The sequence below is a fragment of the uncultured Thiodictyon sp. genome (assembly GCF_903946935.1).
Taxonomy (GTDB): Bacteria; Pseudomonadota; Gammaproteobacteria; order Chromatiales; family Chromatiaceae; genus Thiodictyon.
Window position 1 is genome coordinate 1 of record NZ_CAJAXH010000250.1, and the last position, 11,799, is coordinate 11,799.

Sequence of the window (11,799 nt, forward strand, 5' to 3'; positions counted from 1 at the left end):
CCGACATTGAAGTCTGGAGACATAGCGGACGAGGTAGACATCAGAAAGCCCTTCGCGAAAACTGCTACGACATCATCAGCCAGATCCAAGGACACGGCAACCGCGACATCTGGACCGTCCTGAGTGGTAGGGAGTCTCTGCACATCTCGATAAAGCCTAAAAATACTAATTTATTGGCCGGCACTCTGGCTGCCGGGCTGGCGCGGGACTCAAAGCCAGGGTGTTGGATAGCACTCGCGCAGCGCAGAATTCGAGACCGTACGCAGCGAGTTGTATGATGGAGTCACCGCAGGACTGATCGGCGCGTTTTGACATCAGCTTGCGGGCCGGAGCATCCGGTCTGCGGCGCAACGGGGGCGTGTCGCCGGCAGGATGCCCACCGCCAGAGCCGGAGCGGGGTCTCGCAACACCAGGTCCTTTCCAACCAGTGCGGCGCCGGCTGGCTCGCCTCGGAGCCCTCAGGTGCTCAGGTGCTCAGGTGCTCAGGTGCTGTTATCCGACATCAACCAAATGGTTCGCAATGCGTGCAGCCAGGTCAATCGGCTCCAGGCCGCTCATGGAGTAAGACACTTACCCGTAACAGGCGCTGACGTATGCGCTCGCCTGTCACGCCATGGGCTTGGCCAATCATGGCGAGGGTGTCGCCGGCGAGCCTGCACTGGTAGGTCTCGGCAAACTCCGCGCCCAGTACCGCGGAGACACGGGCAAGGTTCGCCGCGTCGGGGTCGCTTCGTTTGGCTACGATCCGTGCGCGATACACCTTTTCGCGACAGGCCGGACAGCCACGGGCGGGGACATGCACCACCCTGCCCCGCCGCTACAGCCCATCGACGCAAGGGCGGTCCTCGCCATCCTCGACCCCGACAACCGTCGCCATGGTCTTGCCAAGCCTGAGGTCCGAACACATTCTGGATGGCGCCGGATACCTCGCGCACCCGTCGCATGCGACCGACGATCACACATGACGGATGATGTGGTGCGCGTTTGAACGCATGCTGGCTCACGGAATATTTTTCACTGTTATTTGAAGTTTTTCAGGTATATTTTGAGTTTCTGACATAAAAAGCGCTTTCAGCTATGTACGGACGGCCGTTTTAGTCCATGCTTAAGGGATGAACCATGAAACTAAAAATCCCGTCCTCCTTGGCGAACGGCTCGTGGCAGCACGGCATAACGCTGGCTTGAACCAATCCGAACTTGGCCGCTTGTGCGACACGCCACAAAGCCACATTTCCAGCATGGAGCGGGGCAAGCGCGCCCCATCCATCGAAATGGTAAAAGCGCTGGCGCTGGCCTTGCAGGTTAGCATCCACTGGTTACTCGGCGGCGAGAACGATGACACACTGGCGACCATGGAAACCGGCACGGAACATCTCCTCGCCGACAGCAAGACACCGGTGGGACTCGCCACCCTCGCCGGCGATGCCGCCCTGGCTGACATCTTGAGTATCCGATCCGTCGAATGGGGCGCGTTGCGGTCGCTGACCCCGCCAGAACCACTGACCAAAGAGGGGTATGTAGTGATCTTGCTAGCGTTGCGGGGACATCGACAGATTTGACCGAGGCGGGATCGCTGCGTGTTACGAGCGATCGTTGGCCTCGGCACAAGAAGGCGACTGAGAGTTACAATCTACAATATTTCCAAAAGCGATATATCGTAAATGCTTTGATTTTTATAGGTGGATGCAACCTATCGAGCTGGACTGAACGCCGGGCGAGCCCGATGGGTCGCCTGGTCCGGCGTGTTGCTATCTATAGCTGAACGCGAACGTGGCGACCTAGACCGCGGCCGGGGTCATCTTGCAGCAGAGGCCTTCTGGTATATTATTGCGTGTCATGTGACACGCTTTGTCGAGGTCCTCGCACCCGATCACCGACACAACGCCAGTTTTTTCCCCTTGGCTCGATGGTCAAGGAGTAGCAAGTAGCTGTTCGACTGACTACGCAAGCTCGCCACAATCGTATCAGGGTTGGAAAACGTTGCACACCGAGGCACTCACAATCGACCAATGCGCTTTAACTCTGCCGTAGCATCCGCTCCCCTTTCCATCGACCAAGATCGCTCCACCGAATGCATAATTCCCGTTGAACACATCCACCGTTCGCCGTATCGTACCGTAGCGCCGATGCCCGGACCTTCAGCAATCGCTGCGTGGCTCCTCAACCGGGATGCACACGACAACGTGTTGGTCCGTCGACGCCCACAAGGCGGCTACGAACTTCTCGTTGGAGAATTCAACTGGCGCCTGGCGCAAGCCGCTCGTTGCGATACCATACGTGCAAAAGTGTTAGATAGGGCCGATGATCGACTGGCGCGGCAGTTGGCCGCTCTTGATGCCTATCAGGATGCAACGAAGCACCCAGGCGCGACAGCATACGCAGGAGAACTTCCTTGGTGCGGTAGAGCGAAAATGGCGATTGCTCGGGCCGTCAGAGTGTTGCGCAAGGAGCAGAACTGGTCGTTAACCGCTGCAGCAGAACTGTTCGGTCTCTCGCGAACCGAGGGATCTCTCTATCTGCGTGTGTTGACGCTGCCCACTCCGGTCCTCAACCTGATCGACCAAGGCCCTTATCGTTCGGACAAGCAAGAGCCCTCTCACGGCTCGCCGAATGTCCCGAATGCGCACGCGTGCTGGCTTACAAGGCCGCGGCTCTTCCAGGCACACCGGCACGCGCCCGTCGGCGACCGCACAGTGTTCGCGAAATGGAACGACTCGTCGCTGATGCCCTTAAGAAACTAAATGCCCGATGAACTGACAGATGGGATGGGGTGGACGGGAGGGTAAGTCGCAAAGGCTTGGCAACAGGACCAACTAGACGCGCATCGAGCGATTTAGCACGGACCGAGAGGATACTTACCGAGCGCTGCGGCTTTCCCGTACAGATCGACTTCGACCAACGGCGGCTTCACGGCCGGCTCATCGTCCAATTCACATCCATCGATGAGTTTCAGACACTCGCGGAACTGCTCGTACCGGGAATCGACTTTGAAGACGGTTGACACATGAAGGTCTACCAGTCACGGCAAACCTTTCAGTGGGGGAGTCTGCGAGCCATCATTGGTGCTAATGGTGGGCTAACCAGCGCGTCAATCAGGAGGGCAAGGAGGACTGATCGAGGATTCAAAGTGATATTTTTTTTCAACCAGCCTAGAACCTTAACATCGTTTGTGGCAACTGCCACAGCGCTCTAGCATCTGGACGACGAGCCCTTGCGCCACAATTTTTGAAGTGGGTAACGGTTGAGAATTGGTGCAGCGGGAAAATTTCCCAGGCGGAGGGCAAAAATCTGTGCGAAATAGAGCGAAGGTCGTTGCATCAAGGTCCTGATCCTGGCTAACTTCAAGAATCAGAACCCTTCAGATTTTCTATTCTCCCGCCTCTAAATGTTCGTCGATCGCACGGCGCAGAGCATCGACTACCTCATCTTTAGTGGCACCCGAGCTACGCGGGAGATCAAACGTCATACCTCTGGTAGTTCGCTTAATCGTAAGCATGACTTTCCCAGTGGATTTGGCAGTAACCGTCTCGAGAATCTGAGTACGGTCCCCTCCCCTCGTTTTCTTATTTAGGGAAGCAACAAGTAGCGCAGCTGTCTGAGCGCCATCTGTTGGCACCTTGCCGCTGTGACTCTCGCGCGCATGCACAATCGATTTGGCACAAGCAAGCACCCGTTCGACTGCCTCTTGCTTTGCTTTTTCCTTGCTGGAAAAAAAAGGGCCGAGCTCACGCCAGTGGTGCAAGCGGATATCGAGAATACTCGGATAGGCCCGCACAACGATGTCTGGCATTTCAGTGAGTGCTACCAGGCGAGTCAGGTGCGATCGATCCATCTGGATGGCATCCGCCATGCGCGAGGTATTCCCCTCGTAGAGGTTCTCCAATGCCCATCGGTATTCTTTAGCACGTTCGTAATCAGAGATGTCCTTCTGACCCCGATTTTCTGCGTCGGATAATTCAAAGGCATCAGCATCGCTCAGGTCGTCTCGTACAACCAAGAGAAAGAGAAAAGGTTCTGACTCCGTGTTGACTTCATTGTGCGCCCGAAGCCAGGAGACAGTCCAATGCCGACGTGCGCCGGAAATAATCTCAAAATCATGTTCGCCGCCTAGTCCATCGCTACGAGCATCTCCAATCAATGGGCGAACAATCGCCGGGCGTTGCTGCCGCCCCAAAGTTCTGAATCCTGCAATCAGGTCCGCGCAACGATCCTCATTCAATAGTTCGTAGGCGCGGTTGTGGTGGGACCACGGACGACATATTGCAGGATCCACCAAAATATGCCGCTGAATTGCGGTTCTCTGGATCTTTGAGTCCGGTTGACCCGGCGCCCGCGGATTTGTGACTCCACCCAAGTTTGCTGCCAACGGTTCAGGACGTCGGACGGGATTTGCATTTTCACCGGCCGGCTCGTCGGGGGACTTGATGACGCGATCGGCGATTCCTGACATCAGGTTACGGTTCTTGGCCATACGTGCTCCTACATCAGGCCGGCTTCACGCAACGCAACGTGATGACTGGGCCAAGTTTTGCGGATAAGAATTTCTAACTCACGATTCAGCCCGTCCAGATACGCAAGGCAGCGCCTGTGAACCTCGCGCGACGTTAACGGAGCGGGTTGTTCATAGACCGTTTCAAAGCGTGCTGATGCATTGTCGATTTCAGCAGAATCCTTGATTGGTGTCGTGAGTAAGGATGTGCCGAAAACCTGGCTCATCATCCCGGCGATCGCCGCCTGCGTCGATTTCCGCTCGTCGTATTTCGAGAGAGCAACTTTGACGAACTTATAGTTTGGCGTCACGCCGTGCTTGCGTAGACTCGAGAGTGCATCGATTACCATGCCGAAAAAGTGCGCCGTGGAAGCGAAATCGATGTTAGCCGGTGGAACCGGTATCACAAGGGCGTTTGCAGCAACTAACGCGCTGACTGATACGAGTCCCAATGCCGGTGGCGGATCAAGAATTATGATGTCGTACTTTCCGGAAACACCGTCAAGTCCAGCTCGAAGACTTTCGAGAAGCGGCACATTACCTGAAATCTGTGCGGCGAGTTCATACTCAGCCCCGTAGAAATGTAATGCGCTGGGAATCAAATCGATACCTGGCCAGTGAGTTGGTTTGATGGCGTAATGCAGGGAGTGCTGATCACCCAAGAGATATGGCGCGATTGTATCGTGCTCGGTAATGTCAATGTCTGGATTGAAACCGAATACCGTGGTTGTGCTAGCTTGGCTGTCGAGATCGACAAGAAGTACGCGGTATCCACGAATAGCAAAATACTGAGCCGAATGACAAGCGAAGGAGGATTTACCCACTCCACCCTTAAAATTTGAAAAGCTTAGAATAACAGGCTCATCACTTTTTGCCCTCCATGGCCATGTGCCAAAAAGTTGCCGCATCTGGTTGATGGTCGAGAGGGCGTATCCGCTGCGTCGACCGCTTTCGAGGCGTTTCGATGGAGGCAGTTTACCTTCCTTCTCCGCAAGGCGGATGGACTGTTGGCTGCGTCCGACAAGCTCCGCAGCTTCGGATATCGTCCATGTCTTACGAAGGGTCTTTACCCCCTCTGGCGCAAAGACATCGTGACGTAGTGCCGCTAAAACGTCCTGCGACCGGGAATAAAGAAATTCGAGTTGTTCCAACTCAACGGGGTCTGCGTTTGTCACCAGCGAAGGCTCCATACTAGCGAATTTGCGAGATTGTAGTCGCTGCTAGCGCTAAAGAATAGTTTTTGATTGCTGTTGTTGAATATTTACTACTATCAATACTACTAACAAACAATGAAAATGTTATTTATCAATGTGTTACGTTCCTGAAGTGCTAAGTACGGGCGAAAAGTGCCAAAAAATGGCCGGCAAGGTGGCAAAAATGGGCGCCCGATATCAGCACTTGCGGCGTTGTGGACGCCCTGAATTAGCACCTTCTAGCCTAAATCTGGCACTTCACGTGCCGCAGGTGAAAGCGTTCGGCAAAAATTGAGATTTAAGTATATGATTTAATGACGTTAAAATACATGCATGCTGCAACGATGTCGACCGCACAAAGTCGTCACTTTTCCCCGTCGACCTCGCCGAACGAGAATTTATCTTCGGCAGTAAACCGGTGGTTATGCTGATGTTGGCATCGAGTTCATTTACGATGAGCGCATACTTTCTTGTGATAGGTGCCAATATCTGGCGTGTCCTCGTTCGTTCGTAGTGGGGAAGATTTGCCCATCTCTGCAAATGGTAGTCCTTGTGCGACAACCGACGATCAAGAAAGTTGGGGCCAACCAGTGCATCCAAGGGCGCTCACACCTACCCATATCCCAAGCAAAAAATCGCACCGATCCGCCTGAAACGAGCACTTTTCACACGTCGTAGCAGGTTGCTAGCGCAACAAAATCACTTACACACCAGCCACGATGTTGGTTTCGTATCGTGTTCGCTTCGTTTGCACAGGAGCCAAGATATGGAAGGCGGCACATCGTTTTAGATTGGCTGTGTCTGTGTTAGATGTTGGCAGGTCGGCAACCCACGGATAATATGGTAAAAAGCCTGAAACTAGCTTTGTTCAACAAGGGACCTGCCGAAATTTCTGGATTCTGTCTAGCGTTCCGGTATGTTAGATCAATTATATTCAGATGGTTTTATCCGGATCGGGGCACACTAATCGAGTGTCGCTCTACTGCTACCCCATCCTTCGACAGCCCCCACTGGTGAAGGCTGAAAAGCCAGCAAGCATTGAACTAGGCAAGCGAAAACCACCAGATGACCCCCAACTTCCTAACAGACCCGCAGGCCGGCGTCTTCTCTTTACCTCAATGGGCAAGTTGATCCTGGGTGCGCATAAGTGCCGTGGCCGGTCAATCCTGTGACACCGTGTTGCACCACGGTGTGTGCATGTGGGAGCACTGCGGTCTGTGGCGGCCTAATCGAGGTTGGTTGGTGGGTGCGAAGACCAACGCAGGAGACTTAGCATCTCAGTTGGCTAGGGCGGCTATCTGGAGGGCGTTAGGGCTAAGACCGAGCACATAGATCTCAATATATCAAAGCGCTGAATTGTTTGAGTCTTCTTGATTCATCCTACAGATTACCACTACCCTCAATCGTTATGGTCACCGGAAAGATGGCGGACCGGGGACACGATGAGGGGCGAGCGGGTGGATTCATGCTTGCGCGCCAAGGAATCAAAAAGAAGAAAAAAAGCTTTTTATAACATGCCATTGGTTGCTGTCGTGGCAGTTGCCACAGGGAGTGTTTTCATGTCTCGTCGTGCTCAAGGTTGGGTTCCCCGAGTAGGCATTGATTCTGTGTAGGCTTTGATCTCTTCATCTGTAGGCCGGATACCTCGTGCTGCGAGAAAGTGTTGAAAGAGCCCCCGTGCAATGCCAGTCAGACCTTGCTTTCGGTACTTTTCGAGAATCAGGCGGTCGCTAGGGGATGCGACAAGCGCCTCTTCAAATGCTAATTTGAGTAAATTAAGCTCTGGTTCTGGGGTTCGTTCGATGAATTCCACGTACCATTTTTTGCGGAATTCACTCTCAATCGCAGCCTGTCGCTCTGAGGATTCGTGGATGAGCTTAGTCTGATGCACATCTTCTTGGGTAGAGCCCCCTGTGTTGGCACTGTCTTTTCCATTTGAGGGTAGGCGCCACCCTTCGGTGATGGCCTTGTAAGCAACTCCCGCGGGATTGACAATGGGTTCACGTCCGGCTTCCTTTATCTCCATCCATGCATCTGCCGCGTCAAGTGCAAGAATGATGTGTTCCTCGGTATGATTGTGGAGCAGAAACTCGGCGCGTTTACCGGTGATCCGATAACCTGATAGCCGGAGGAGCAGTCGTCGCTCGTCCTCGGTACTGATCTGGGTTGGTTCCTGAGTCAGCGACTCTGCGAACAACGTCATTTTTGCGTTGTCGCTAACGATGTATTTTATCTCAACAACGGTGCGGTTCTGTCGTTTTGTCTTCAGTTGAAGCTGGATGTCTGAGCACTCGTTTACTTGCCGCATCGCGGGTTTGATTAGGCGCGCGCTGAGGTATTTGAACTCATCGTAATAGGGCTTACCGCCGACGCCCATCAGAGACCGGAAAGTGTCCAACGGAATCCATGGTGTTTCGCCGTTGATTAAGAATCGACGGGTATTCTCGTAGAGCGCTAAGGCATGCTCTGAGCGGAATACCCTTTGCATTCGCAGCGCGATTTCTGCAAATTCCGATGGGTTGTATACTCGCTCCTGAAAAGCGCTGGTAAACTCATAAAGCACTGTCCTGGTCTTTTTGCTGACCTTCACGTAAGGGAGCAGCGTCGCGCTTTCCCACTCTTCAAGATCGCCCTTATCGTCAAGAAGGTTCCATACAACCCGCGCCTCCATCATCTTGTCCAAACTTTCGATTAAGCGTTCCATGCGTTGCGACGCTCGTTCCAATCCCATTCCCCAGGCAAGCTCATCCAGATCTATTTCATGGCGAGTCGTACGTGGCATCTCCGGCATTGCCCAAAAAAGCAGGACATTGAAAGCGCGTCGCTGATATAAGGTCAGATCCGCACCAATATGCACAGCGCCCGCGTACTTGCGAAGCACCGGTTGACCGTCATCCGATTGCTCCGCTAGGGTTGCTGGCACCGGAGTACTGTCTTCGAGAGTTTTCGGGGTCTTCCTCATAGCGCGATAAACTTCTTCAATTAGTAAAAGTGACTGTATCCTAGGCTACAGAAGCACTTTAATGGCCTTCGGTACGGGACGCAACTCTCCGAAAGTTGCTGTGATATCGGCAGGTTACTGTTCGTGATGCGGGAGTATTCGGATGCCCCAGCAACGCCCCCACGGACTGCTTATCCGGCTCGCGAAGGGCAGAATTTTCGGCGATGCCCCAGTGTTAGCGACATTGAGTGCCTACTGAGCGAGTTTTCATCGACCTAGCCTAATAAACTTTCTCAGGGATTTCCTATATCGATTCCTGCGGCCATATTTTGGCACCTCGGCCTCAGTCTAGGTATTTTGTGCCGAGTTGGCAGTGCCCGTCTGTCCGGTACTTTGTGCCCAGTAACTCTCCCATATTCGAGTTGCAGCGAACTTGGTTACCAAGACGGACGCCCAAAATTAGCACCTAAGCATGAGGATTGGGTTGCGGCGCTGGACTTCGACACCCTGGAGCGGGTCCGCGAGATCGGTATCAGCCACGATTTACGCGAGCGCGAGGACGACATCATCTGGCGCCTGCGCTGGGGTGAGCGGTGGTTATACGTGTATCTGTTGCTGGAGTTCCAGTCCACCGTCGATCGCCTGATGGCCGCGCGGTTGCTCACCTATGTCGGATTGTTGTTGTACCAGGATCTGCCGCGGCGGGCGAGATCCCCGCCGGCGGGTATCTACCACCGGTGTTGCCGATCGTGCTCTACAACGGCCAGGCCACCTGGACGGCGAAAACCAGCCTGACCGACCTCATCGAACCGGATCTGCCGGAGCAACTGGCGCTGGCAACCGCAGATCCGCTATCTTCTGCTAGAGGTGCGCCGCTACGACGAGGCCGACTTGAAGGGACTGCACAACGTTGCCGCCGTCCTGTTCCGGCTGGAGAACAGCCGCGCTCCGGACGCTATTGAGCGGGTGGTGGCCTGTCTCGTCGACTGGTTCGCGGCCGCGGAGCAGACGGCTTTGCGACGCGCCTTCGTGGTGTGGCTGAAACGGGTGCTGCTGCCGGCGCGGGTCTCCGGGGCCGAGATCCCCAACGTCATCGAATGACAGGAAATGCAAGCCATGTTAGCCGAACGGGTCAAGACCTGGACCGAGGAGTGGAAACAGGAGGGTAGGCAGGAGGGCGAGTCCAAAGTGCTGCGTCGGCCACTCACACTGCGTTTTGGCCCGCTGCCGTCCGGGGCTGAACAACGCCTGAGCCAGGCCAGTGAAGCCGAGTTGGAATGCTGGACGGACCGGGTACTCGATGCGCAGGCACTGGACGCTATTTTTGCCGATCAGCGCTGATGCGATCCCACGTCTTGGAACGGTGATTGATGCGTGAGAGCGGCTGGTACGCGGGGTGCGTACGCGGCGCAAAAGCGTCTCAACCGCCACCGAGCGTTGCGACCGGCTGTTGTGGGGGGAAGGCGCGGCCCAGGTTGCGACCATCTGCCCTGGGCATCGAGCTGCGGTAGGAACCGCGTCAGGCTGCTCATCAGCATGACCTCCACCGGCGGGGACGCGGCACGGCGAATCAGCGCCTCGGTTCCCAGGATGTTGGTGATTGACGCGGACCCGATGGCTCCGCTGACGAATCTGGCAGCTCATATCCTAAGAATGGAATTACCCAGCAGGCGACCGCAGTCGGTGAGGCACCGTTGCGACCGCCAGTCGATCCTGACGGTGATGATGATCGTGCGGCATCGGCTAGTCGGGACCGGTGCGGGAGAATGGTCGCCAGTGCCGTCGAAAATCGGGGCGGGGAGGGCGCTGGTCAGCACTGACCAGCGCTTGGACAAGGCGCCGTTGCGCGGTATCCAGTCGGTTCGTGCGGTGCCTAATCCTGATGGGTTCCCAAATGACGATCGGTGGCTGAGGAAGATCGTCGTACCGCGGTCACCGGCCATCCATCGGTGCTGCGTTGGGCGCCGATTCACCCTTCTTAAAGCTTGCCCCGAGAGCGCGGCATGATTATAGTCTGACCAGGTCAAACCATCCGGGAACGACAATGTCAACAACGCTCAATGTGACCGAAGCGAAAGCGAAATTTTCCGCCGTCGTGGAGCGGGTCAGCCAGGGGGAAGAGATTATTGTCACCCGCATGGGGCACCCGGTGGCGCGTATTACACGCTACGAGTCTGCCGCCGCGAGCCGCCGTCTGGGGCGCTTTGAGGGTCGCATCCACCTCGCCGAAGACTTCGACGACTGGCCCGAGGACGTCGCCCGCCAACTGGGTGTAACTGATTGAGCATGCGCTACCTGCTCGATACCCACTCGTTGCTCTGGGCGCTCGGTGACCCGGGAGCGCTCTCCCGCCCTGCACGAGACGTGCTCGCATCTCCGGCGACGATCATTTTCGTCAGCAGTGCCTCCCTCTGGGAATGCGCGATCAAAGCCTCAATCGGCAAGCTGGATCTACCGGACGACTTCTTCGATGCGATCCCTGAGACGGGTTATGAGGTTCTGCCGATCCGCCTCTCACACCTCAATGAGTATCGTGCGCTGCCGTTGCACCATCGCGATCCGTTCGACCGGATGTTCGTCGCGCAGGCCCGCGCCGAGGCCCTGACCCTGATCACGCGCGACCCAGAGATCGCCAAGTACGATGTCGCGCTTCTGAAATGTTGAGTCCGTCGACGGCCGCCGCGCCATGCCCGCCCGATGATTGAGTTCGTCCGTGGGATGATCAGCGTCACCTCCACCAACAGGGATAAGGCCATCGGGACCAGCGCCTTGTCACAATTTTCCTTCGCAGATGCTGACGGCGCGGTAGGGCGCAGGTCAGTACCTCCTGACGGATGCCGACGGTGCCGCGCGGTATCCAGCCGTCCCATCAGGCGCTGATGCAGGGGCATGCGACCAGGTGGGGGAGGGCGGTTGTTCCCCGCCGTGGGCGACCTCACTCAATTGTCCGATGTGCCACGCGCCGCGGCGGCCGACGCCTCCTGCGCCAGGGCCTGCTCGATATGGTAGCGCCCGTTGTCGCCATCCGCGCGCTTGATGTAACGCATGGCCGACCCGGCGTCCTTCCAGCCCACGTACTCCATCAGATCCTTGACGTCCCAGTCATGACCGTTGGCCCAGGTGGCGAAGCCGCGTCGCAGGGAATGGCCACTGTAGCGGTCGGGGGTGGCGATCCC

The 11,799-nt window shown here is 55.9% G+C and carries 10 protein-coding genes; 6 read left to right on the forward strand and 4 right to left on the reverse strand.

What is annotated here, in order from left to right; translation table 11 throughout:
* Nucleotides 1-1,112 precede the first annotated feature (1,112 nt).
* The gene (locus QZX93_RS22145; RefSeq protein ID WP_295394929.1) at nucleotides 1,113-1,559 is read left to right on the forward strand and encodes a helix-turn-helix transcriptional regulator; all 447 of its coding nucleotides are present in this window, start codon (nucleotides 1,113-1,115) and stop codon (nucleotides 1,557-1,559) included.
* Nucleotides 1,560-3,367: 1,808 nt separating this feature from the next.
* Here QZX93_RS22145 and QZX93_RS22150 read toward each other — a convergent pair.
* The 3 genes from QZX93_RS22150 to QZX93_RS22160 form a co-directional block, all read right to left on the reverse strand.
* On the reverse strand, nucleotides 3,368-4,471 hold the full coding sequence (locus QZX93_RS22150) for a ParB N-terminal domain-containing protein (protein ID WP_295394931.1): 1,104 nt from the start codon (nucleotides 4,469-4,471) through the stop codon (nucleotides 3,368-3,370).
* Nucleotides 4,472-4,479: 8 nt separating this feature from the next.
* Entirely contained in the window at nucleotides 4,480-5,664 is a 1,185-nt protein-coding gene (locus tag QZX93_RS22155; protein ID WP_295394933.1) for an AAA family ATPase, read from the reverse strand.
* Between the two features lie 1,591 nt (nucleotides 5,665-7,255).
* Nucleotides 7,256-8,644: a replication initiation protein gene (locus tag QZX93_RS22160; protein ID WP_295394935.1), complete on the reverse strand. Its 1,389-nt coding sequence runs from the start codon at nucleotides 8,642-8,644 to the stop codon at nucleotides 7,256-7,258.
* A 372-nt stretch (nucleotides 8,645-9,016) separates the two neighbouring features.
* Between QZX93_RS22160 and QZX93_RS22165 the strand changes: the two genes are divergently transcribed.
* From QZX93_RS22165 to QZX93_RS22190, 5 genes are all read left to right on the forward strand, one after another.
* On the forward strand, nucleotides 9,017-9,418 hold the full coding sequence (locus QZX93_RS22165; RefSeq protein WP_295394937.1) for an Rpn family recombination-promoting nuclease/putative transposase: 402 nt from the start codon (nucleotides 9,017-9,019) through the stop codon (nucleotides 9,416-9,418).
* A gap of 96 nt (nucleotides 9,419-9,514) precedes the next feature.
* Nucleotides 9,515-9,724, forward strand: coding sequence for a hypothetical protein (locus QZX93_RS22175; RefSeq protein ID WP_295394950.1), 210 nt, complete (start codon nucleotides 9,515-9,517; stop codon nucleotides 9,722-9,724).
* A 6-nt stretch (nucleotides 9,725-9,730) separates the two neighbouring features.
* Complete coding sequence (locus QZX93_RS22180; protein WP_295394941.1) at nucleotides 9,731-9,964, forward strand: DUF4351 domain-containing protein; 234 nt, start codon at nucleotides 9,731-9,733, stop codon at nucleotides 9,962-9,964.
* 703 nt (nucleotides 9,965-10,667) lie between these two features.
* Complete coding sequence (locus tag QZX93_RS22185; protein WP_295394943.1) at nucleotides 10,668-10,907, forward strand: type II toxin-antitoxin system prevent-host-death family antitoxin; 240 nt, start codon at nucleotides 10,668-10,670, stop codon at nucleotides 10,905-10,907.
* A gap of 2 nt (nucleotides 10,908-10,909) precedes the next feature.
* The gene (locus QZX93_RS22190) at nucleotides 10,910-11,287 is read left to right on the forward strand and encodes a type II toxin-antitoxin system VapC family toxin (RefSeq protein WP_295394945.1); all 378 of its coding nucleotides are present in this window, start codon (nucleotides 10,910-10,912) and stop codon (nucleotides 11,285-11,287) included.
* 275 nt (nucleotides 11,288-11,562) lie between these two features.
* Here the strand turns inward: QZX93_RS22190 and QZX93_RS22195 are convergent.
* A partial coding sequence (locus QZX93_RS22195) for a tyrosine-type recombinase/integrase (protein ID WP_295394948.1) occupies nucleotides 11,563-11,799 on the reverse strand: 237 nt, incomplete at its 5' end.